Raw genomic sequence first — 26,510 nt, 5'->3', positions numbered from 1 at the left:
GGAGATATAGAGAGGTAGTTTGGAGGAAATATGAAAAAAAAATATGATTTAACCGAGGGGAATATTCTCTATAAATTGACCCTTCTTTCCCTGCCTATCATGGGGATGTCGTTGATTCAGATGGCATATAATATGATAGATATGATCTGGATTGGTCGATTGGGGAATGGTGCTGTCGCTGCTGTTGGTACAGCTGGATTTTTCCTGAAATTCGGATTTGCAATAACAGCTCTTATCTTTATAGGAACAGGGATCAGAACATCCCAGTCTGTAGGAGAAAAAAATTATAAAAAAGCAAACTCCTACGCCGAAACATCTATCATCAACACCATGGGTCTTATTACAGCCTTTATAGTTATGATTTTGATCTCTAGGTACCAGCTTATAGGATTTTTCAAATTAAATAATCCAGCAATTGAAAAGATGGCAGTAGATTATATGACCATCACAGCTTTTGGGATATTTTTTTCATCCCTTTCTTTGGTTTTCACCCGGATATTCAATGGTCATGGAGACAGTAAAACACCATTTTTAATAACCAGTATCGGACTTATCTTAAATATCATCTTAGATCCCATATTAATCTTTGGATTATTTGGTTTCCCTAAGTTAGGAGTTGTAGGAGCTGCTATAGCCACAGTCTTAGCCCAAACGATAGTTTCTACAATCTTATTTATATATTTAAGGAAACATTATCAAATATTTACCCATGGATTTGTCTATGATATGGAAAAAACTAGAGATATTATTAAAATTGGTACACCTATAGCTGCCCAAAGGATTCTTTTTACAGGATTCTCTGTGTTTATCGCAAGGATTATAGCCAATTGGGGAGCAGATGCCATAGCTGTACAAAGAGTAGGGGTACAGATAGAATCTATTTCATGGATTACAGCAGGTGGATTCCAAGGAGCGCTGGCTGCCTTTGTAGGACAAAACTATGGTGCTAAGAAATATGATCGGATAAAAAAAGGATATTTCAATGCCATTGGGATAATCTCTGTTTTAGGAGTCTTTGTAAGTTTTATCTTAATAGTCTTTCCAGAACCTATATTCAGAATATTTTTACAGGATGACTATATAGTTAGTTTAGGAGCTAATTACCTGCGAATATTAGGAGTATCCCAACTATTTATGGTAGTTGAGATGACCACTGTAGGAGGATTCCAGGGTATCGGAAAAACATTGCCTCCATCTATCGTAAGTATAATCCTTACAGGAGCTCGTATACCTATGGCTCTCATGTTATCTGTTACTGCATTAGAGTTAAATGGTATTTGGTGGAGTATTACAATCAGTAGTATACTCAAAGGAATAGTTCTTCCAATTTGGTTTATGATCCATTTAAAGAGATTTAAAGAGGACAAAACTTTAGTCATGAATTAAAAAATAGCACAACTAATTAAAAAACAATCAGAATCTAGATGGTATAAAAAAGAGGGAGGGTAGAAATGAAAAAATTGATAAACATTATAAATGATAAAAAATTAAATAGATTTTTAACCAAATGCAATTTTGGGATAGAAAAGGAAAATGTTAGGGTAGATTCCAGCGGTCACCTTGCTATGACAAAACACCCTGATATTTTCGGGAATAAATTAAAAAATCCATATATTACCACTGATTTTTCCGAGAGTCAGGTAGAGATGATCACTCCCTCTATGGATACCATCGAGGAAACTTATAATTTTTTAGATAGTTTACACGATATTGTGAGTCTCGAGTTAAAAGACGAATATCTCTGGCCTCAAAGCACTCCCCCATCACTCCCAGACGAAGAGGATATCCCCGTTTCTACATTTGAAGAAACCTGTGAAGGGAATCGGGCTCAAAAATACAGAGATTACCTCTCACAAAAATATGGTAAACAAAAACAGCTTTTATCGGGAATCCACTATAATTTTTCCTTTAAAGATGAATTTTTAGAGCTATTACACAAAGAGTCTAAGAACTCTGATTTTAAATTATTCAAAGATGAGATCTACTTAAAAATTTCGAGAAATTTCTTTAAATACAGATGGATCCTTATATACTTATTTGGAGCTAATCCAAGCATCCACGGTACATACAGTAGAAAATGTGTGGACATGCTGGACGAAGTAGCTCCTGATTCATTCTCTTATACCTCAGGAAACTCATTTAGAAATGGAATGTGTGGATACAAAAATAAGGAAGTGTTCAACATTTCTTATAATTCTAGAGCAGAATATGTAGAGAATATCAAAACACTGATCTCTCAAGAGAAATTAATCAGTGAAAAGGAATACTACAGCCCTATCAGATTAAAAGCTAAAGACAACACAAACTTATTAAAATCCATCGAAGAAGATGGAATTGAATATTTAGAAGTTCGGTTATTAGATCTTAATCCCATGATAAAAACAGGAATTTCTATAGATCAATTATACTTTGTACACTTATTTTTATTGTTCTGCCTATTTACAGATGAGGACAGCCTAACAGAGAAAGAGATGTGGGAAGGAAATAAAAATCATGACCTTGTAGCTCACTATGGTAGAAAGGTGGATCTAGAATTATTTGATGGAGGAGAATTTAAATTTTTAAAGGATTTAGGATTAGACATTATTTCAAAGATCGAAATAATTATAGAGAACTTGGGGATTTCTAATTCAAATTACACAAATACTCTCAGAGAAGCTTTGGAATCATTTCACAACACCGATCTTCTTATTTCAAGTCAGATCGAAAAAGGAATTAGAGAGGAAGGCTTTATAGATTTCAACCTGAATTTAGCTAAAAAATATTATAAAGAAAGTCAGATCGATAACTTCTCCCTAAGAGGATATGAAGATTTGGAACTTTCTACCCAGATTTTAATAAAAGATGCCATTAAAAGAGGGATCAAATTTGAGATCCTGGATCGGAAGGAAAACTTTATCTCGCTAACTAAGAATGGAAAGACAGAATATATAGTCCAGGCTACTAAAACTTCCTTAGATTCATATAGCACTGTCCTAATCATGGAAAATAAATTGGTGACTAAAAAGATATTAGAGAAGAATAAGATAAAAGTTCCTAAGGGAGGATATTATACTAACTCACAGGATGCTGTAGATGATTTTTACAGATATCAGGGGACTAAAACAGTCGTTAAACCGAACTCCACTAATTTTGGATTGGGAATAACAATCCTTCCCAAAGAATTTACTCTGTCAGATTATGAAAATGCCCTGAATTTTGCCTTTGGAGAGGATGATTCTATCCTGATAGAGGAATTTATCGAAGGAAAGGAATATAGAATTTTTGTGTTAAAGGATAAAGTCGTAGGAATCCTACATAGAGTCCCAGCAAATGTTGTAGGAGATGAGAAACATTCTATCAGAACATTGGTGGAACAAAAGAATAAAGACGTTTTAAGGGGAACGGGCTACAAAAAACCCCTACAGAAGATAAATTTAGGTGAGGCTGAGGAGACATTTTTAGCAAGCCAAAATCTAAATTTTGACTATATACCAAAAAAAGACGAAACTATATACCTTAGAGAAAATTCAAATATCAGTACCGGAGGAGACAGCATTGACTTCACCGATGATATCTTGGACGAATATAAGCAAATCGCCATAGATTCAGCTAAAGCTGCAGATGCCACTATCTGTGGTGTGGATATGATGATAAAAGATATCAAGGAACTTCCAAACGACAGTAATCACGGGATAATCGAGATCAACTTTAATCCGGCTATCCATATTCATTGTTACCCATATAAGGGTGAAAACAGAAAATTAGGAGAAAAGATCCTGGATAGTTTAGGATTTTAAAAAGTAAAAGGATTTGAGGCCAATGCTTCAAATCCTTTTTTTTAATAATCAATCCATTTTTTCCCCTCTATACTGTAAACATATCCGTTTGGAATTGCCCTTGGAGATAAAAATAACAACGCCTCATCGTCATCTATTTCCATGGGTGTCGTTTTATTGAATGATTTTTCCCCCTGCTCATCATTTTTATATTTATGAGACAAAGTTAAATTCATATTATATTTAATAGGAGAGTCAGGATCTGTTTTAGGATCCTTCCTTGACCCTCCTACCCATATATCCCCGTCATCCTCTTTAAATATTTCCCTGTTTTTTTTATCTAACCTGTCTCTAAATTCATCATAAGTTATTGTAATACTATTTGTATCGGCATTTACCATCTTCTCAAAAGATATCACATTTATAGCTGTTCTTCCAGCTCCTAAAGCTGCTATTACTTTTGCATCTTTTCCCTTAGCTAATTGCTCCCTTAATTTGGGTGCCAATGTAGTGGCTAAAATTCCTATTATAGCTATCACTACTAATAGTTCAATCAGTGTAAATCCATTCTTTGATTTATTCATAGTTCCCCCCATAATGCTTTATTTAATAATCTGACCATAGCTTTCCTTCTGTACTCTTAGCTTTCTTCATATTTTTACTATTTCCAACCATTAATCTCAATTGAACTTCATCACCGCTTATTCTCAAACTACTTTTATTAATTCTTAATTTGATATCATTTGATTTTTTATCATCTGTTCCAAATAAATATAGTGTCCAGTCATTACGAATTTTATCATTTTTATCTAAAACACTGCCCACAAGAATATTTCCATTCTCTTTATTTTCAAATATTTCATTGGATTTTTTATCTAACTTATTTTTTAACTCATTTAAACTTATCCTGATATAACCATTTTTATTAATATCTTCGACTATAATTTTCTCCACCAATATTACCTCTGTGGTTGTCCTGGCTGACCCCAACAGTGCTATAGCTTTAGTATCTTTTGTCTTAGCTAGCTGCTCTCTTAATTTAGGTGCCAGTATTGTAGCTAAAATTCCTATTATTGCTATTACTATCAATAGTTCAATCAATGTAAATCCTTTTTTTATTTTTGCCATGTTTATCCCCCATAATAATTATACTTACTTTAATATAATACTATGAATAGTTCTAAATAAAAAGAAGGTTTGATGTAAAAATTCATTTTTGAACTTCAAATACTACTTTAGTATAAATCTCTAATGAGATTTTTTTAATTTCCTGAAAAATAAAGGGTTTGAGAAATATATTTCTCAAACCCTTTATATATGTAACTTATTTTTTAGTAATCTAACCAAGCTTTTCCTTCTGTACTAAGTAGCCCCGCCCCTGTTCCTTTTTGTAAACTTAATGTAAAGCTATCATTATCTGCAGTAACTCCAGATGAAATAGCCGTTCCAGATGAAGTTAATATAACAGTTTTTCCATAAACTATACTATCAGTCACATTCACAGCTCTCGATCCACCGATTGCTATTGTCGAATCGACATTTAACAGATCGGCAGTTTTTGCATCTAGCTTAGCTTCTATTTCAGTTTGACTTATAGTTATAGTTGACCCAGAAGTGTCTTGAACCATCTTATCCAGTAAAATTACATTACCTGCTGTTCTTGCGGCCCCCAATAATGCCACTGCTTTGGAATCCTTGGCCTTAGCTAATTGCTCCCTTAATTTGGGTGCCAATGTCGTAGCTAAAATCCCTATTATTGCTATAACAACCAACAATTCAATCAGTGTAAATCCTTTCGTCAACTTTTTCATCTCAGCCCCTCCCTAATTTAAAATTATAATTATATATTATCTTCTTTAAAAAAAATATTTTCCTTTATTTTATTAATTTTTTAAGACTCTATAAGCCTTTAGAGTAAGTTTTATAGAAAAAACTTAAAATTTCTCTTAAAGTTATCAAAATTTGAACTATTTAAGATCTTTTATCCTCCCTGTTATAATGAACCAAAAAAAATAAAGGATATTAAAAAAAGGACTAAAATTTTCATTCAAGTCCTTTTCATATTCAATATTTGAGCTTAGTACTTTGCCCACTCTTTATCTTCTGTACTATGAGTATTTGCTGCTTTTTTGTTAACTAATTCTATAGATACATCATCATCTGTCACATCAAAATCTGTACCTATTGCTGTTCCTGATGTTGCTAATGCAACTGTTCCACCATATTCAAGTTTTCCTCCAGAACCAGGTCTTGATCCTCCTATCGCTATTTCTGCATTTGCATTCATTAACTCTCCTGATTTTTTATCTAATTTAGCTTTTAATTCATCTACAGTTACATTTATAGCATCATTACTTGTACTAGATATCATTTCATCCACTACAATAACTTGCGCTGCTGTTCTTGCGGCTCCTAATAGTGCCACGGCCTTCGAGTCTTTAGCCTTTGCTAACTGCTCTCTTAACTTTGGTGCCAATGTTGTTGCTAATATTCCGATTATTGCGATCACTACTAATAATTCAATCAGTGTAAATCCTTTTTTCAATCTTTTCATATCGATCCCTCCAAAAATTTATTTTTTCCTTACTCTAACCTATTTTACCCCAAAAAATAAAAAATCCTTTTTTTATTTTTTATCATTATACCTATTATAGTTTATAAGATATTAATACATAATGTCAAGTATATTAGCATTTATTAGTAAATTTTAATATAGATTATCCCATTTTTTATCAAGACACTCTTATTCTTTATTCATCTTCTCAAGTTTCCTCAACCCTATTTCCTTGTATTTTTCATCTTTAGAGTTTGCCAGCATACTCCAGTATTTAAATGCCTTTTCCAGATCTCTCTTATCTCCTGACTTCTTATACTGCCTTTCATACAGGTACGCCACCATATTTGTGAGAAGGTCATCCCTGGTCTCATCCACTATCTTTTCAAAATTTACCAGTAATCCCTCTACATTGTTTTTAGAAGCTGCCATCATCCCTGCAAAATAGTTTTTCAAGATTAAATTATCAGGGTTATATTCTATGCCTTTTTGATATATCTCACTGGCCAGATCAAACCTCTTATAGATCCTGATAAGCCCCAGGATACTTCCGCTAAAATTATAATTTGTGAGAAAATAAGGGTCTAAATATGCCATCTTATCGGAGTTTTCCTTTATCTTTTCTACTACGAGATCTGGATTCCCACCTTCTCCTACTGTCAGCACCTGGTCGATCCATATAAATGCTGTACCTACCTTCTTCATCCCCATAGTTCGTAGGAGAAGCGTATTTTGCTTCATCCCATCAGTTTCTCTATAACCATTTTTAAGTAAGACCTCTTCATCTTCTCTGAGATATGGATTTAATAAAAATAATATCCCAAAACATAGTAGGAGGATATATATTTTACTGTCTTTAATCACTTACACCACACCCTTTTTTTCTTTTTGTCACGAACTACAACAATTTATAAAATCAAAATCTTTCAACGCAGAGTTTTAGAGATTTCAAAGGTTCTCAGAGTTAAACCTTTTCTTCTTAGTTTTAAACCCTATCTTTGACTCAGACAAAAATCTGACTTTATTTTTAGACTTTCCACTTGAAGTTTATAGTCGTTCTACTTCAGCAGTACTGTTCCTACGATGACGATCGTGACTTACTCCACTAAGACAATTATAAACCTTCTTGACTTTCTTTGGTTTGTTTCTTGTGTCAAGACAAGAAATGAACCCGTATTAAAGATGGAATCTTTAGAACCTTTTTTTGACACAGATTCCTAAAAATTCTCAACGCAGAGTTTTCTCCTTTAATTTTCAATTGCACATTATCAATTTTTAATTATGGATCTCCAATTCATCACAGTCGTTTTTTTTCAAAAGCTATATTTGTAGCCACCATAACACAGGTTATATAGACCCCTACATAACCAATTATCAAAAAATAATTGGTGTCTGTCGATTTCAAATAATCCCTGTAATTTAACAGGTTGAATTTAGGCAGAATTATATACAGTAGATCCAATATCCATTGAAATACACTTCCCGTTAATTTTTCGGAAATAGCCTTTAGCTCCATAACTCCGTGCCCTAATATATAAGTAAATAAGGTGAAAATTGTAGAAGTTACAGTAGAATCCGAGATTATTGAGAAAAATATTCCTAAACTGCCCACAATTGATAATTTTAATCCTATAAAGAATAAGGCACGTATATACCACCAGTCAAGCTGCCCCTTGGTATACAAGATAACCCCTAATATACCTCCCATGATAAATACGTTACAAAACACAGAGTAAATTATCCCTAAGTTTATTCCCATAATATATTTAGATTTAGTCACAGCTTTGGTCAAAACCAAATAGATAGATTTTTCTGCCACAGCTTTTATAACATATGTAGACGATATATATACAGTTATCAGCATCACCAAAAATTCTGTGAGAAATAAACCACTGTCTCGAATAACTCTCCCTCCCTCATAGAGGGCCACCTCATCCAATAAGGTAGTAAAAAATATAGACAGAATCCCAAAATATAAGACTCCATTAAAGACCTTGTTAGATATATTTTCTTTCAATGTATACTTGCCAATAGTCAGTATTTTTTTCATTTTATTTCTCTCCTACCGTTTTTATAAAATGATTCTTCAATAAAAAATCATCCTGTTCCAATATTATTTTTTTCATATCCAATACTTCTACTAGTTTTCCCTTATCAATTATAGCTACCCTGTCTGCTATACTGGCTACATCCTCCAATATATGAGTATTAAAAAATATTGTGGTTCCTTTAGACTTTAATTCCAATATTATTTCTATTACCAGTTCACGGGCCAGAGGATCTAATCCTGACATGGGTTCATCTAAAAACAACAGTTTCGGATCATTTAATATGGCCTGAGCTATCCCAACCTTTTGCAGCATTCCTTTGGAAAATTTCTCCAAACGATCAGTTTTTCTAGAGATAAGGCCTATTTTTTTCAATATTTCATCTATTTTTTTATCTAACTCACCTTTGGGAATATTATAAAGTTCTCCGTAATACCTCATCAGATCCATGAGTTTCATACTCTTGGGGTAGTAAGAGATTTCTGGCAGATAGCCTACTTTCTCAAAATCCATCCCCTTTAATTCTTTCTTTCCAAATACCTCTATCTCACCCTCATCGGGTTTTATCAGCCCTAATATACACTTCAATGTACTTGTCTTACCTGCTCCGTTGAGACCTATTATGGAAAATATTTCTCCTTCACCTACATCAAAAGAAATATTTTTCACTCCTATACTTCCTTTATACCCCTTTATCTTTTTAAATATATCCCTTTCCTTATAGACCAAGGAAATATTTTTGACTGAAATAATATTATTCATTTTAATGACCCCTTTTTCTAAACCTCATTCTTCTCTTTTAGCTATAATTTATTATCCCACCATATCCGACATTTTAAATAACGGCAGGAACATAGCAATGATCAAAATTCCTACTCCCACTGCCATAAATAAAATTATCAACGGCTCAAAGGCAGAAAGTAAATTTCTCACAGCTTCTTCTAGTTCCATCTCGGTAAAATCTGCTACTTTTTCCAAAATTTCAGTTAACTGTCCACTTTCTTCCCCAACTTCAATCATGTCTGTTACCATAGGCGGAAACTGTCCGCTGTTGGCCAGTGGTTTATATATACTGGCTCCATCTCTTATACTGTCCTTGGCTTCTAGTATAGCTTCTTCTATCAATGTATTTCCAACTATCTCTCCGCATATATCAAAAGCCATCAGGATCGTTACTCCACTGTTTAAAAGGGTAGACATAGTTCTTGTAAACCTGGCCATGGCAGTCTTCCTTACAAAGGTTCCCATGAGGGGCATTTTTAACAATATAACATCAAAAAATCTCTTTCCTTTAGGTGTCATCATGGCTTTTTTTACACCATAAAAAATTCCACCTACCCCTAAAAAGAATAGATACCAATATTTAGAGGCAATCTCACTGGCTCTCATAACCATCCTGGTAAGCAGCGGCATCTCTACCCCTGTTCCTTCAAATAACAACATGAACTTTGGTATTACAAAGGCGAGCATCAAAAACATTACAATTACAGCAGTAAAAAGTACTATAGAAGGATAGATCATAGCTCCCTTTACCTTCCCCTTTATCTCTTCAGATTTTTCCAGTGAAGTAGCGACCTTCATAAGTACAGAGTCCAACATTCCTGATGCTTCTCCTGCTTTTACCATACTTATATATAATTTATCAAAATATTTAGGATGTTTAGCTAAACATGCCGCCAAAGGCATCCCTGCACTTATCTCTTCCCTTACTTGGGAGATAACTTCTTTTAATTTAGGTTTTTCAATCTGGGCTTCTAGGATTTCAAAACACCTGATAAGCCCTACCCCTGCATTTATCATAGTGGATAGTCCCCTCGTAAAGACTGCTATATCCTTAGCTTTTACCCTTTTAAACATACCATTTTTCATACTAAAACTATTCTTTTTAGTTGCTTTCACAAGAATTAATTTTTGTTGTCTCAATATTTTTCTGAGTTCTGTAGGAGATTTGGCTTCCATCTCTCCATTAGCTTTTTTACCACGACTATCCAAGGCAGTATATTTATATAACATGATTAACACCCCTGTCTATTTATTTTTTTATGACAGTGTGACTCTCATCACCTCGTCCAAACTAGTCACCCCTGATATAGCTTTTTTCATTCCTGATTCTCTCAAGGTATCCATACCTTTTTCCATCGCTAATTTTTTTATCTCTATACTTGTTGTGTTTTCAGAAATAAGGCTTTTCATCTCATCATCTACTTCCATTATCTCATATATAACACTTCTTCCCTTATAACCTGTATTGTTGCACTTCTCACAACCGGCTCCTATTTTAAAATCTAAACCTTCATAATCATTTTTATCCAGGTCCATAGCCATTAATTTATTGGCTGATTCACCATCTTTTCCTATGCAATGCGGACAAATTCGCCTAACTAATCTTTGAGCTATAACCATTGATATAGAAGCTGAGATCAAAAATGGTTCTACCCCCATATTTAATAATCTATGAATAGAACTAGGTGCATCATTGGTATGGAGAGTGGATAACACCAAATGTCCTGTTAAAGCAGCTTTAATAGAAATCTCAGCAGTTTCTCCATCTCTTATTTCTCCTACCATTATAATATCCGGATCCTGTCTCAAAAAACTTCGAAGGGAAGCGGCAAAAGTAAGACCTATATCTGGTTTACACTGCACTTGATTTATTCCTTCCAGTTCATATTCCACAGGATCTTCTGCTGTGGATATATTTACATCTTCCTTGTTTAATTTATCCAATACAGAATATAGAGTAGTAGATTTCCCAGATCCGGTAGGTCCCGTCACCAATATAATCCCATAAGGATTCTGAATGACTCTATTTACTATTTCTAGTGCTTTTTCATCATAACCTAAGGCAGTTAGGTCTAGCTGTACCGACCCTCTATCCAATATTCTCATTACTACCTTTTCTCCATGGATAGTTTTTAAAGTAGATACACGAAAATCAACCCGTCTATCTCCTATTTTTATCCTGAATCTCCCATCCTGAGGAAGTCTTTTTTCTGCAATATCCAGATCACACATTATTTTTATCCTTGAAACTATAGCATTCATAATATGCTTTGGCATCTTTTTAACTGTTATCAGTAGTCCGTCCAACCTATATCTTATTCTTATCTCTTTTTCATAGGGTTCTATATGGATATCACTGGCCTGCAGTTTTACAGCTTTAACTATTATAGCGTTTACTCCCTTTACCACAGGGGCACTGTCAGATCCTAAACTGCTGACTATATCTTCATCTTTATAGTTACTTTCGATCTCTATGTCTTCCTCAGCAAATTTATTCAGTTCATCCAATACACTGTCCGTTTGAGTTTCTGTTTTCTGATCTCTTTTATGGATATATTTTTCCAGATATTCCATTATATTGGATTTCATAGCCAGCACTGGTTTAATAACCATATTAGTTTTCATCTGCAGTTCATCTATTAAAAATGTGTCTTTGGGATTTTCCATAGCTACCAAGAGCTTTTTTCCATTTATCCGTAATGGTAAAATAATTTTTTCCTTCATATATTCTTCTGGCAATATTGCCAGTACTTCTAATTTCAGATCTGTGTCGTCTATTACCTTTACCTTTACTCTATTCTGCTCCCCCAGAGCATCCAGCATATTTTCTTCGTCTAAATACCCTAATTCTATTAAAATTTCTCCCAATTTTTCACCGGTTTTCTCTTGTTCCTCCAAAGCCTTTTCCAAACCATCCCTTGTTATTAACTTTTTCTCTACTAAGATCTCTCCGATTCCCCGTCTTCTCTTCACTACCACCATAGTTTTACCCCTCTGTTCGTGTCGTCACTTATTTTTTCTATACCTTATATATTATATTATAATGACCTTTTTTTCTACCCCTCAGATCTAATTAACTCTTTTTTTAACTATAGGTTCTTAAAAAAAGGAGTTTATCTAGTAATAACTAAACTCCTTTTTTCCTTTTTATTCACTGCTCTTATCTATACTATTTTCTAGTTCAAATTTATCATTAGTTCCTTCACCAATTATTTTTAACTTAGTCTCTCTTCTTTTAACTTCCTCTTCTATAGTAGCTTTAATCCCTAGAGATTTTGTCGGTATAAAATATGCTTTCTCAAATATTTTTTCGTGTCCAAGTCTGTCCCAAACTGTAATTTTTAAATCTCCTCTAGATCCTCCTGCAAATAATGAAGTATCTATCTCTATATTACTACTTGTTATAGACCCATTTTGTATCGTTGTAAAACTTGCTCCATTAAGATTATTTTCTCCACCTTGTTTTACAGCCTTCCCTCCTACAACAAAAATATAATTATATCCATCTATCCCTACCAGTTCCTCTAAGCTCGACAGGTCTATATTTATCTTTCCTCCTGTCAGACTTCCGATGATTCCACCTTGTAGATAGGAAGTGTTTATCCTTGTATCTACCACAAAATTAAACGGTGCTGACGGATCTCCTTCTACCCCTGATATACTTATAGGAGTAACCACAGCAACATTAATAACATCTGTCCCAAACTTAGTTCCATTGCTACCATCTATTTTTATCTCACTTGTTTCCCCTAAAATATCAAGTAAGGGATCACCAGTACCTCCATTTTTTTCTATTTTTAAATACCTTACGTCTGCTCCTGTCCCACTAATCTTGGCATAGATCATTGGATCACTTATGAGTGATGTCGCTCCCCCTTTAGTAAATTTATAACCCCCTGATGAAAGACCACTATCTCCAGTTCTTTGGGTAGTTATATTTTCCCAGTCTTTTACAGCTTCATAAACTTCCAAAACTACACCTTTAGGTTTACTGTTATCCAAAACAATAGTTCTCTTTTCTACAGCTTGATTTCCAGCTTTATCTTCACCTTTTAAATTAATATCTATATCTGTTTCAACGGTACTTGAATCATTTATTTTAAAGGTGTAAGTCACAGTATAAGTATCTGTCAAACCTGCTCCACCAGATGAAACTATCTGGCCACTTAATTCATCCACACTATAGCCTATTAATTCTAGCAAATAACCTCCTTTACTAACTGAGCTTCCTATCTCCTGAGAATACATATTAAAATCTTTTATATCAAAACTTACCTCTACTCTATCTTCATCCTTTACATAAGTAGTTCCGCTGCTACCTATACTATTTACCCCATATTTATCCATGAATGTCCTGTTTATTATAGATATATTTGATATTACCGGTTCTACTGTATCCACCATAATAGTGGTCTGACTTAGTGTAGAATTTTCATAGTTCATATCCAATATCTTGTCAAAATCATTGACTGAATAATTAGTGATATCTACTAATTTTCCACTCTTACTCATCCCGTAGATCTTACCTTTGTATTCTCCATCTGCTTTGTGAGTACTATCTACCCCGATATTAAATTGATTTCCTTTTACTCCACCTGTATAAAGACCATTTTCTGAATGGTGGTATGCCGGTATTCCTTCCTTATTATCTGATTTAGTATTATCATATTTAAAAGCTGCTATTCCAGCACGATAGACATCTCCTGTACCTCCTAGTTCAATTTTATAATCAGCATTTATATAATATTTCCCATCTGATAGATGACTACTTACAAGATTATTAGTATTATCTCTAATAGTTCTACTAGGTATTATATCTGTTATATCTATATTTAATAGACTTAAATTTTGATCTCCCACATTTCCATATCTGTCTTCGATAGTATTTCCAACACCTATACTTCCTGATACTCCTCCTACTTCTACACCTGTCCAGGTAAGTTTGAACCTATTTATATCAGTAGTTGATTCATCTGTTATAAAAGGCTTTTCCCATCCCAGCTCTCCTATACCGACGTAGATATCATTTTCTGTTAAGTTTTTATCTTCAATTATTAGAGTTATATCCAGCAGATCTCCTGTTTTCACATAACTTCCAGCATTACTTAGGAGGTTTTTCAATTCATTCTCATTAGTTGCCGTATATCCAGAATAATTTTCAGCTTCTGTATCTGTAAATAATGGAGTGTCCTCAATCATTTTCATTGACTTTAAAAACTTTCTTAAGGTCTGATCAACTATACTTATTTCCACTATTTTCGGAGGTGTCACATCTATAGCTACTTCCTCTAGAATCTTAGTCTGAGCAAATAGATCGGTAACTGCTGTAGCTTCTAAATCAATATACTCTATAGGTTTCCCGTTTAACTCTGCATCCCTTAATATCTGCATCTCTGTTTCTGTTAAAACTACATTAAATTCATACCAACCCTGCTGACCAAAATCTTCAAAATTAGTCGAATTTCCAGCTATAGCTTCCAACTTTGTTTTGCTTATCTTAAGTTCTACATCATCCCCGTCATTACTTGTTAAAAGTTCCTTTAGGTCTAAATCTCCCAATCTTATCCTATATCTGGTTCCGTCTAATTTTTCAAAATCATCACTTGATATTCCAGCAAATAGATTGGGATCGGTAGAACTATTCTTTAATTCATACCATGCATCGGATCTGTCACCCATTAATGCTTTAAAGTATTCCTCATCTACCCGTGTAGGAGATCCCGCTATTAGCAAATTAAAATAAGGTACTGTTGGGTTGTCCCCTAAATCATTGGCTAGTAAACTGTCTACCTCTGATTGTTTTAACCATATTTCATAATTGTTTGAACCATCTACCCTATATTTCACCTTATCTATACAACTGAGTACCTCTTTTACCGGGTCTGTTCCTATAGGAAGATTCTTTACTCCTACCCAGGATTCTGACCTATTGTCTAATATTGTTTCTAAACTGGTATTGGTTATTTTAAGAGGCGACCATCCGTCTTCCGATAAACTCATAACTATATCATCTGTAGTTCTACTGAATAACAGAGTTCCATCGGTTTTCAAGACATTCAAGCTCCGCTCCTTAATAACATCTTCTATTATTATGGTATCACCGCTGCTATCTACTTCATGATACCTTGATTTAGCCAAGAATGTTATTATTCCTTTCCCGTCTACCACACTCAGTTTAGGGGAAGTTCCAGTAGGATCTTTAAACTCCACAACTAATTTTTCTTCCTGCACCATATATTGTTTATCCCCATACTCATCTAAATCTCTGATTGTTTTAGATATTGGTGTACCGTCTTTTCCCTTTACATCTACCAATTTAAAATCAACAGTTCTAGTTGTACCATCATATTCATTGAATGGAGTAAGGTAGGAAAGTTCCCATCTCTGGATTATCCCGATATTACTTATTGCACTTTGAAGGGCATCTCCTACATGCTGCCCACTAGATCCCATCTCATACATAAAGAAATTATTTCCAGTATTATAATATTTAAAATCAGTATGATAAATATCTCCCCTGTCTGATGGATCTATCCCTAAAACAGGAGTTTCTCTATCATCCCATTCCTGCCAATAAGAGATATTTCTTCCATTGGCATATCTATATTTTAAATCCGGCACCAATTCATAAAAATTTAAATTTCTGCTTGCTCCACGAGCACTATTCCCTCTTTTTCTTATATGAAATAATCCAGTTAAATTAATATTATCAGCCATTCCGTTATAAGTAGTATTTAGTTCCGAGTATAATTTTTGTAATACATTTCTTCTATTGTACCCATTAGGTAAATTATCATCATCCATGTTTTCATCGGTCAAGAATATTATCATCTTCTGAGATGGCATATATCCATCGCTACTATTCTCTGTTATCTCCCCTGAATAATCTAAATACCTACCATTGGCACGGAGTTTTGCTATGGCATAGTGAATTCCCCAGGCACTATTTTCTTGACTTCCATAATATCCAGAACCTGCTCTTATCTTAGAAAAAGCATCTTTTAATTCCCCTAATTCTTTAGCTCTTTGATCATTAAAATTACCATCTATGCTTGTTCCATCAAACCATTTATCTTTATAGATAGCCATATAACTTCTATCGTAATAATTTGATATTTTATTAGCCCAATTTCCTATCCTATAGCTATTTTGCCTTGGTCCAAAGGTAATCAAATTATATTTAACATCAAATCCTCTGTCATAAAGTTCCTGCCCAAAAGCTGATAATCCATCCTTTACTGCATCTATTTCATTTTGCATCGATCCTGAGTTATCTATAACAAACACTACATCCAGTGGAAACAAAAATCTTCTCTGATTTGATTCCTTTATATTTATCTGACCGAGATTTCCTACACCTTCTACCTCTTCTGTCCCTTCGTTTTTTTCTGATATTTTAAAAGCCGGCAGACCAGCAGATTGAAGATTTCCTACTGTTAAATCTACTTCCCTTTCCATCTTAGTAATAAAGTTTACATTGACTTGGATAGCGCCACTGCTGGTACCAGTAGTTATAAAATCGATCTTATGTATATTATTTTCCTTGTCAAACTCCTCACTGGCTACCTCTGGAATATCCATTGCAAAGGTATCATAATTTTCATAGGTAACTACTCTATAAGTTCCATCATGACCCCTCTTTACTGTATAAAGCTGAACTATATATTCTCCTACAGGCAGCCCTATCAATCTCAGATTTTTATTGGCAGCTTCATATGAGATTACTGCATTTGAAAATGTCATCTCCTTATCGGACCCGGCATCCATAACTAGATCTACATAATTTTCATTGTAAGATCCGTCTGTGTTTCCGAAAAGAAAAGCTTCCATCTTAAGGCTTCCTTCGCTCTCCTCTCCATCACCTGTAGTTATCATTTTTTCATTATCCAGATAGTTTACAGGATTATTATTAATATATGGATTCCAATAATATATTGGCAGCTCTGCAGTGTGGGTATTAGTTCCCACTGTATAATCAATATTTTCTGTTATAAGTCCATCTTCCGGCATCTTAACAATCCTAAATATGACTTTATCATAGTTTAATATTACCCCATTTGTATTTGAGGGTCCTTCATTCCAGTTATATACAACCTTATCTCCTCCTTCCTCTACTTTAGTAAGTCCATGTCCTACATCATCTGTATAAAACTTTATTTCATCTCCATTTTCACCTGACAGCTCAGCTGCAGCTTCTGAAATAGTTTTTTCTATCACTATCCCTTCGACTCCTTCATCTACCAGATAGTTCCAATTATTATTTTCAAATTTAAATTGATTTATATTTGTATAACTTTCCCCTAATAAATATTCTCCCAAGGTTGAGCTGTAATCGATAGATTTTATCTGACGATATCCTAGTCTGGCTGGCGTCAATATCCTGTCGACCATTTGATATTTTTGGTCTTTTAATTCATAGTTTGTTAGATTTCCTGAGCCATCTTTAGCTTCAAACAATACTCTTTGGTGGGGATACCTTTCATCTCTCTCCACTGGAGTCGGCTCAATATATGTTCCAGTTTGTTCATTGTTCAGCAGTATTCCTGCTCCTTCTATATCCAAAGAAACTGTTCTTTGTTTACCTTCTTCCTGGGTAAAATCACTATCATAACTGCCTGTCCATCCGTATACATATTTTTTCTCATCTATTGTTATTTTGTTATCTGTCACTTGATAAAGAGTTCCATCAATAGTCACTTCATTATTTACCACTGTGTACTCAGCTCCACCTACACTTACCTTATTATCCGTTACTTGATATTCTGTTAAACCCACTACTATTTGGTTATCTACTACATTATAGTTAGTTCCATCTATATTTATACTGGATCCACTGAGGCTTTCAGGAGCAGCTACTACTATATCTGAAATTATATTTTCAGATATTTCCCTTTTTTCACTTATATCCTTTAGCTTTATCTGGGATAAATTATCAGTGGTTACTGTGATTACATTTAATTCAACATTTTTATAATTAGATATATCTATATCTTCTAGCCACCCTGTATTCCCCTGGATAGAACTTTGATTTTTCCCATTAAAAACAAGGCTGTTCTCATAGGTAACTGCCACATAGTTTCCTGTACTATTATTATTTCTGTATCTAAGAGTATAAAGGTCTAAATTATAAGGTTCCCCGTTTTCTAACCCCATAAGTTCAAATTTCCCGTCTATAAATTTACCTGTAACCCCTTTTTTTTCTATGGTTTGTACAGTTCCATTGTTTTCAAAAACAAAATCTATATAATTATTGTTGTTATAAAATTCCTCCAAATTATTCCCTATTTCTATTTTTTTTACAGGACGGATTCCTTGGTTTTTTATTCCTGTATAGAGTCTATACACTACCTCCTGGTATTTATAAGCTATGAGATGCTCTAGCTGATATTCATCCTCATAAAGAAAAGTATTTTTAGATTTTTCTAAATCTTCTTCTCTAAAATTACTTATAGGAGCAGGTATTGTATAATTTTCATCTATCAACCTTTTGTATACTGGGATATCCCCGCTCTCATCAACTTCAGTCAAATTAAAGTTAGCTTCTTCAGGTCCTCCAGTATTTTTATTTAGATGAAACTTTACCATAGGTCTGGAAATACCGCTATATTCATATCTTTCATTTTCTACTTGAATAAACGCCGTTTCATCATAGGCAGTACTAGAGTTTAGAAATCCTTCCAAATTTTCATTCCCTGTTTCTACAGAGAATACAGATCCCTCCCCGTCTAAATTAAAACCATCTATAAGATATTGATCTGCTGTTACCAAATTATCCTTTGTTACCTGGGAATATATATATTGATCACTTGAAAACACCGTAATACTCAGGAGTAAAAATAATATCCATAATTGAAAGTTCTTCATCTTTCCACCCTCCTCTTAAATCTTCTATTTAATAATATATATACATTCTTTCATTTTTATTTCCTTCTTAAAGTAAAAAAACAAAATAGGCTAGAAGCACTTTCTTTCTGCTTCTAGCCTATAGCTGTAATTTTAGATCTTCTTCTTTGTTTTTTAAATCTTGTTTAAACTATCTTCACTGTCTTCATTTTCATCATCACTTTCATATTCACTACTTCTATCTATAGTGCTCTCTAATTCGATTCCGCTTGTTACTATTCTTAATTTACTCTCCCTCTGTTTTGCTTCACCGCTTATCTTAGCGATTATTCCGTCAGATTCTTTTGGTATAAAATAAGTTTTTTCAAAAGTTTTCCTATGTCCGAGATTATCATAGACTGTAAAGAGTAATATCCCATTTGATCCGCCTATAAATGTAGAAGTGTCAATTATTTCTGTTCCACTTATAGACCCTTCTTTAGGAGTAACGAATGATTTTCCTTTTAAACCTCTTTTTATAACTTTTTCAGATACTTTTCCTTCTACAGAAAAAATATATTCATAGCCTTCTACACCAGACAACTCTTCTATCTTAGAGAGATCTATTTCAACATCTCCCCCCTTTAAGCTGCCTATTATTTCATTGTCTAAATAAGAGGTATTTATTCTGGTATCTAGTATAAAATTGAGTTCTTTAGGTTTCCCCTCTATACCAACTTTGCTTATTGGGGTTACCCTTACTCTATTTTTCCCTTCTCTGGAAAAATTAAATTTTATCTCAACATTTTCTGATCCTCCCGACAAATCTAATATTTTTTCCGCCACAGGATTTTCACTTTCATTTAATTTTTCAATTTTTAATTTGGTTATCTTAGTATCATCATCTGGCCCTGTACTTTTTGGAACAACAGCATATATTACCGGATCATTAATTAAAGAAATCGCTCCTCCTTTTGTAAAGATATACTCTCTCTCAGAATCTTTGATCTTTGTTTTTTTCCCATTACCCCAGCCTTGAATCTCTTCATAAACTTTTAATTTAATATCCTTTGGTACTCTAATCTTTACTTTTTCTTCTTTTCGATTCCCCGCTTTATCCTCTGCTATTATTGTAACTTCTGTTATTAACCCATTTGAAACTTTTGGTTTTTTAACTTTAATCTTATAAGCTACAGTTTTATTTCCATCATAAACTGGTTCATCTAAAATTTCTGTGTTATCATTTTTTAATTTTAATAAATATCCACCTTTGATATTCTCATCCAGTTTTTTATAACTAGCATTGAAGTCTTCAATATCAAATGATACATCAAAATTATAATAATTTTCATCTGAAGTTTCATTGGATTCTTCTACCGATATATTAGTTACTCCAGGAGCTACTGTGTCTACTCTTACTATGATATTTTCACCACTAGAACTATTTTTCATAACAGTTTTAAAATCACCATCAAAATAATTAGTTACACCATCTAATTTTCCACTTCTACTCATACCGTATACTTGAGTACTATACTCTCCATCTGTTGAATGATTATCACCACTGTCTATAACTACCGGAATGGAACCAGATCTGGTTCCTCCTCCAAAGATCGGTTTCTCTATTTCATAATATTTTTCATACTTTCCATAATAATCCCCATCTTTTGTAGTATCTGCTTGAGTTTTATCATAATCAAGTATTGCTATTCCACTCCTAAGACCAGTATCAGCTGTTCCCAGATCAATATTATAATCAGAATTCACATAGTAGATATTATCTATTATTTGTATTCCTGTCACTTTAGGAAATACCTCTATTTCATTGTCAAACTTCAACACCGTTATATCCTGTGATGCTGTAAACCCAAATTGATTTTTTATATCATTTTTCACAACTGCATTGCTTGCTCCACTAATGGAAATAACTTCATTTTTCCAACTAACTTTAAATTTTTTCAATTTATGACTAGCATTATTACTATAAGGTTCTATTTTGGGGTTTGACCATCCATCTATCCCGATACCTTTAGCTACATCATATTCGTCGATATTTTTTCCTTCTACTATCAATTCAAGATCTATCTTATCTCCACTCTTTCCATAGTTTCCATCATTTGGAATTACATAGTTCATTCCTATTTCAACATCATATCCTGAATAATTTCCCGCCTGATCTGTAGGAAAAGTTTTATTTTTATCTAGAGAGTACATTGTATTTAAAAAATTAAAGAGCGTTTTATTTTCTAAACTTATATTTGTAACCTCAGGAGTAGACAGATCCACTTCTACATTCTGCAATATTCTTGTTTTATTAAATAAATCAGTAACTATTGTTGCTTCTAAATTGATTTTTTCAGTGGATTTTACAGTTTCTGAATTTATCAATATCTGTATTTCATCTTCTGTCAATATAACTTTAAATTGATACCATCCTTGTTCTCCAAAGGTATCTTCTAAATTTTCCTTATTAGATAGACTCATCTCAATATTGTCTGTATTTCTGCTGAATAATAATTTATTACTACTATCTAATACATCTAATTTGTACTCTTTTATCATATCCTCTACTATTATTGGTTGATTACTATCATCATAATCTGTATATCTTGCCTTTCCTAAGAAAGTTATTGTTCCCCTGCCGTCTATTATGGATAGCTCCAGATTATCTACACTGGGATCTTCAAATTCCAGGGCTAACTTTTCCTCTTTCACAGTATATTGTTTATCTTCCTCTTGGTTTAAATTAGTAATTTTTCTATTAACAGGTGTCCCGTCTTTCCCTATAAGATTTACCAATTCAAAATCAATTGTTCTAGTGGTACCATCATATTCATTGAATGGTGTCAAATAAGAAAGTTCCCACCTCTGGATAATCCCCAGATTATTTATAGCCAAATCTAAAGCCTTACTTACATGTTCTCCTCTAGATCCCATCTCATACATGAAGAAGTTATTGGCAGTATTGTAGTATTTAAAGTCAGTATGGGAGATATCACCGTCATCTGCCGGATCTATTCCCAATATAGGAGTTTCATTGTCATCGTACTCTATCCATTCTCCGCCTAAGTCAACAACTCTGTCCAATCTATAATCTGAATCTCCTTCATAATTTTGCTCCCACTCTTCTCTGGTTATAGCTCTTTGAGAAGTCCATTGTGCATAACTATAAAGAACATGCTCTTCATCTATCCTGTAGTTTTCGTTATTTACATAATAAGTGTTCCAATATTCTCTTGATATAGGTTGCCGTTGTTGCTGCCATTCACGTTTAGAATACCACACTTTATTAGTATTACTTCTATCTATTCTATAATCTGGATTATTTGCATATCCTCCTCTTTCCCACTCATATTTCCACATATGGCCCATTCTTCTCCAATATCCATAGCTGTAATAAATAGATTCATCTTCCATTCTATAATCTGGGTTATTTGCATAATATCTATCCCACTGCTCTTTCCTTATCCATCCTTGATTTATCCATTCTTTTTTGGAATAATAAAGCCACTCTTTTTTTTCTTTATATCCAGAAGTATATTTATAACCCAAACCTGGTACGTCATCATATCTAGTTAAATATTCATTTGCTCCTTCAGCAGTATTTCCATCTTTTTTTACATGAAAAATACCATTTAAATCTATATTATCCGGCATTCCATTGTATGTCCCATTTAATTTAGAATATAACTTTTCTAATACATCATCCTCATCATATCCACTGGGCAGATTCTCTCCATCCATATTTTCGTCGGTTAGGAAGATTATCATCTTCTCTGACGGCATATATCCTTTAGCACTGTCCTCTACTATTTCTCCAGAATAGCTCAGGTATCTGCCGTTTTCACGAAGTTTTTCTATAGCATTGTGAATTCCCCATGCACTATTTTCCTGCCCATATGGATATCCACCACCTGCTCTAATCCTGCTAAAAGCATCTGTTAATTCTTCCAAATCATTTTCAGGAGATGATGTTTTCCCTAATTTTGATCCATCAAACCATCCACTTTTATAGGTTGCCATATAATAATAATAACCATAACGATCTTTATATTCGGCGATATTGTTAGCCCAATTACCTATAGTTCCAGACGTCTGTTGAGGTCCAAAAGTAATTAGATTGTATTTCACATCAAAACCTCTATCTAATAACTTTTGTCCAAAGGCTGATAACCCATTTTTAACATTATCTATCTCATTTTGCATAGAACCAGAATTATCTATAACAAAAATAACATCCAAAGGAAATAAAAACTTTTTCATATCCGATTCCTTTAAGCTTATTTTTCCATCCTCTCCAATCCCCTCTTTTTCTCCTGTTCCTTCATTTATTTCTTCAAGATTAAAAGTACCGGATTTCAGATTATCAACCGTTAGATTTATCGATCTCTCCATTTTAGTGATAAAGTTTACATTTACCTGAATATTTCCTTTTTCTTCTCCTGTAGTTATAAAATCGATCTTATGGATATTATTCTCTTTCTCAAAATCAGGACCTGCAATATCTGATATATCCATCTTAAATTCATCCTGATTTTCATAAGTAATAACTTTATATCCACCATCATGACCTCTTTTTACACTATAAAATTCAATAGTATAACCTCCTACCGGCAGTCCCACTATTCGAAGCTCCTTATTGGTTTGTTCATATGAAATTATGGCGTTATTAAGTGTTATGGTTTTACTGGTACTGGCATCTAACACTAAATCCACATAGTTCTCATTTCCAAATAAAAACTCTTCCAACCTATGGTTTCCTTCTGTTGTTTCGTCTACATAATTTATTGGGTTGTCATTTATATATGGGTTCCATGAATAATCTGCACCACTACTTTTCTTGGTTATCCTAAAAATAACCTTATCATAGTTTAAGATTTCCCCGTTGGTATTCAATGGTCCTTCATTCCACCTATAAGTTACCTTATTACCTATTTCTCCTAATTTCTCTATCCCATTTCCTTTTTTATCGGTGTAAAAGACTAATTCACTGTCATCTTCACCTTTTAAATTTCCCTTGGATTCAGTAATAGTCTTTTCAATTATCAATCCTGTAGAATTATTTTTTTTCGGGTAACCCCACACTCCATTACTATAACTAAACTCTTCTTTTAAAGTATGTTCATTTTTCCCATACAAATAATCATCCAAACTACTTCCATAATCAATGGTTTTTAATTGCCTATACCCTTCCCTTTTAGGAGTTAAGACTCTGTCTTCAATTTTATAGTTTTGATTTTTAAACTCTTTATCAGGATTAAATTCAAACATTATCCACTGATGAGAATACCCTGTATCCACTTCTACCGGCATTGGTTCAATATACATTCCATCTAACCATACATCAGCATATTCTTCGTCAGTATCTTGTTTTTTAACAAGATATCTTCTAGTCCCAATGTTTAAATTCCTAGACTTTCCTTCTTCTTGGATAAATTTCGTAATATAAATTCCACTCCATTTATATGCATATTTTTCTGTGCCATCATCCAATATGATTTTATTATCTACTACTGGGTACTCTTTCCCTTCTACCCATACATTTTCTAAACTTTGCTTAATTGTTTTAATATTAGTATATTCTTCTTTTTCAGCATTATTATGACTATTTCTAGTTTCAATTAATCTTAAAACTTCTACCTCTTTTACTTCTTGAGTAGTTATAGAAGTCATATTTAATTTTATGGTTTTATATTCAGAGATATCTATATCTTCTAGCCAAATATCACTGTCTAAAGAGGACATATTTTTCCCTGTAAATCCTAAACTACTTTCATAAGTTACAGCAGTATAATTTCCAGTCTTATTATTATTTCTATACCTCAACGTATAAAAATCTAGTTTATAAGATTCTCCATCTTCTAAGCCTATTAATTCAAATTTTCCCTCTATAAACCTTCCTTTTATCCCATCTTTTTCTACTTCTTGTACAGACCCATTATTTTCAAAAATAAAATCTACATAACTGTCGTCATTCAAAACATTTTCTTGTATTTTTTTTATCGGCCTTATCCCATCATGCTTAGATCCTGTATATAACCTAAACACCACTTCTTGATATTTATACGCCTTTAAATTCTCTAGCTCATACTCATCTTCATAGGTAAATGTATTTTTAGACCTTTCTAAATCCTGCTCCTCAAAATCAGTTGTAGGAACAGGTATTATATAATTTTCATTTATCTTCCTTTTTAATACATTATTTTCTTCAATCGATAGTTTAAATTTACCATTTTTAGGTGTTTCTGAAGTATCTTTCAGATTAAATTCTATGACAGATTTAGGATTCCCAAAATAGTTATATCTTTCCTGTTCTTGTTGACTAAAATTATCCGCTCCACTATATCCACCATCTGATTTTAATATTTCCTCCAAACTCCCATCTTCATCTATCGTTTTTATCGTATCTACATTTTCATAAAAATCAATTATATACTTATCTGAATTAACTAAGTTTGCCTTTATTATCTGTGAATAAATATATTGTTCTTTCGGCAAGGGTGTAATTTTAAGGGGTTCTATATAAGTTTTTGACAAATTATATTTAGACGGATTTCCACCAGATATAAGGTGTCTTTTTTCTTTAAAAAATATCTTTCGCTGTTTCCCTTCCTCCTGTGCAAATTTTGTCTTATAAGTCCCTACCCAGCCATATACATATTGTTCTCTACCATCTATCCTTATTTTATTATTTGTTACTCTATAGCTTTTTCCATTTATTCTTATATTTTCTAATTTAATCTTAGTAGAAATCATAATATTATCATAAGAAATTTCAGTTCCCTCTCTAAGTTCCCTTACATTTAAAAGTTCCAATTTTTTCATATTATTATCCGTTATAGTGACTAAATTTACCTTTATTTCATCATAATTTTTCAGATCAATTTCTTGTATTATAACTCTTTCGTAACTTAATGCAAAAATATTTATACTCATCAATAAAAATAATACAAATATCCTATAGTTCCTCTTCATCTTCCCCAATTATATTTCCTCCCCCGTTTAATTCCCTCTTTATCTCCTCTGCCTTATCAAATTCATCTGTACTTCTGTATAGTTTATAAAGTCTTTCGTTTATTTTCCTAGTCTCATTTTCTGATAATTTTTCCTTCAATTCTACCAATGCCGGTATACTTAATTCCCTACTATACTTGTACTTATCTATCTCCACTAATAAGCCGTCTAATTTTTCTACTTTTTTAACTTCATCTTTTTCAGCCAAAATTTCTTTTTTTACCGCCTCTAAATATTTTCCTTCCTCTTTTTCCTGCACTTCCATCTCTTTTATTATAGCTTTATTTCTTTTTATAGTTTCATCCATCTCTTTTTTAGTTTCTTTTAAATTTTCTTGTATTTTTTTTTCTTTCTCTATCTCCATTATTTCTTGCCTAGTTTTTATTATTTCTTTTTCTTTTTTTGGATATAGTATAAATATCGCTAAAATTCCAAGTAATACAATTCCTATTATTAAATATCTTTTTTTCATATTTCTCCCCTCCATCGATCTCATAGTTTTTTGTTTCTCAATATATCTTGCATCTCTAT

At 33.0% G+C, this 26,510-nt stretch carries 14 protein-coding genes; 2 read left to right on the top strand and 12 right to left on the bottom strand.

What is annotated here, in order from left to right; genetic code table 11:
- The first annotated feature begins 30 nt into the window (after positions 1-30).
- Both K337_RS0100150 and gshAB read left to right on the top strand, forming a co-directional pair.
- Positions 31-1,386 carry an MATE family efflux transporter gene (locus K337_RS0100150; RefSeq protein WP_028854817.1) on the top strand — a complete coding sequence of 452 codons (1,356 nt, stop codon included), beginning with the start codon at positions 31-33 and terminating at the stop codon, positions 1,384-1,386.
- A 65-nt stretch (positions 1,387-1,451) separates the two neighbouring features.
- Entirely contained in the window at positions 1,452-3,779 is a 2,328-nt protein-coding gene (gene gshAB / locus K337_RS0100145) for a bifunctional glutamate--cysteine ligase GshA/glutathione synthetase GshB (RefSeq protein WP_028854816.1), read from the top strand.
- Positions 3,780-3,820: 41 nt separating this feature from the next.
- Here the strand turns inward: gshAB and K337_RS19025 are convergent, their stop codons facing one another.
- From K337_RS19025 to K337_RS0100085, 12 genes are all read right to left on the bottom strand, one after another.
- On the bottom strand, positions 3,821-4,342 hold the full coding sequence (locus K337_RS19025) for a pilin (RefSeq protein WP_051251543.1): 522 nt from the start codon (positions 4,340-4,342) through the stop codon (positions 3,821-3,823).
- A gap of 22 nt (positions 4,343-4,364) precedes the next feature.
- Complete coding sequence (locus K337_RS19020) at positions 4,365-4,886, bottom strand: pilin (protein WP_051251542.1); 522 nt, start codon at positions 4,884-4,886, stop codon at positions 4,365-4,367.
- A 203-nt stretch (positions 4,887-5,089) separates the two neighbouring features.
- Positions 5,090-5,569: a pilin gene (locus tag K337_RS19015; RefSeq protein ID WP_051251541.1), complete on the bottom strand. Its 480-nt coding sequence runs from the start codon at positions 5,567-5,569 to the stop codon at positions 5,090-5,092.
- Positions 5,570-5,835: 266 nt separating this feature from the next.
- Positions 5,836-6,312 (bottom strand): pilin, encoded by a 477-nt coding sequence (locus tag K337_RS17340; RefSeq protein WP_051251540.1) that lies wholly within the window; start codon positions 6,310-6,312, stop codon positions 5,836-5,838.
- 189 nt (positions 6,313-6,501) lie between these two features.
- The gene (locus tag K337_RS0100120; RefSeq protein WP_028854815.1) at positions 6,502-7,176 is read right to left on the bottom strand and encodes a tetratricopeptide repeat protein; all 675 of its coding nucleotides are present in this window, start codon (positions 7,174-7,176) and stop codon (positions 6,502-6,504) included.
- A gap of 433 nt (positions 7,177-7,609) precedes the next feature.
- The gene (locus tag K337_RS0100115; RefSeq protein ID WP_028854814.1) at positions 7,610-8,362 is read right to left on the bottom strand and encodes an ABC transporter permease subunit; all 753 of its coding nucleotides are present in this window, start codon (positions 8,360-8,362) and stop codon (positions 7,610-7,612) included.
- A gap of 1 nt (position 8,363) precedes the next feature.
- Positions 8,364-9,122 carry an ABC transporter ATP-binding protein gene (locus tag K337_RS17335; RefSeq protein WP_051251539.1) on the bottom strand — a complete coding sequence of 253 codons (759 nt, stop codon included), beginning with the start codon at positions 9,120-9,122 and terminating at the stop codon, positions 8,364-8,366.
- Between the two features lie 51 nt (positions 9,123-9,173).
- Positions 9,174-10,373 (bottom strand): type II secretion system F family protein, encoded by a 1,200-nt coding sequence (locus K337_RS0100105; protein ID WP_037028981.1) that lies wholly within the window; start codon positions 10,371-10,373, stop codon positions 9,174-9,176.
- 27 nt (positions 10,374-10,400) lie between these two features.
- Positions 10,401-12,125 (bottom strand): type IV-A pilus assembly ATPase PilB, encoded by a 1,725-nt coding sequence (pilB, locus tag K337_RS0100100; RefSeq protein ID WP_028854812.1) that lies wholly within the window; start codon positions 12,123-12,125, stop codon positions 10,401-10,403.
- 165 nt (positions 12,126-12,290) lie between these two features.
- Positions 12,291-19,007: a vWA domain-containing protein gene (locus tag K337_RS0100095; RefSeq protein WP_028854811.1), complete on the bottom strand. Its 6,717-nt coding sequence runs from the start codon at positions 19,005-19,007 to the stop codon at positions 12,291-12,293.
- A 153-nt stretch (positions 19,008-19,160) separates the two neighbouring features.
- Positions 19,161-25,940 (bottom strand): vWA domain-containing protein, encoded by a 6,780-nt coding sequence (locus K337_RS0100090; RefSeq protein ID WP_156877289.1) that lies wholly within the window; start codon positions 25,938-25,940, stop codon positions 19,161-19,163.
- A complete protein-coding gene (locus K337_RS0100085; RefSeq protein ID WP_028854809.1) occupies positions 25,924-26,451 on the bottom strand; it encodes a hypothetical protein in 528 nt (175 codons plus the stop codon). Before K337_RS0100085 ends, K337_RS0100090 begins: the two co-directional genes overlap by 17 nt.
- Between the last annotated feature and the right edge of the window lie 59 nt (positions 26,452-26,510).

The sequence above is a fragment of the Psychrilyobacter atlanticus DSM 19335 genome (assembly GCF_000426625.1).
GTDB classification, from domain to species: domain Bacteria; phylum Fusobacteriota; class Fusobacteriia; order Fusobacteriales; family Fusobacteriaceae; genus Psychrilyobacter; species Psychrilyobacter atlanticus.
The sequence above is the reverse complement of the archived record's forward strand: the minus strand, read 5'-3'. Positions and strand labels throughout refer to the sequence as shown.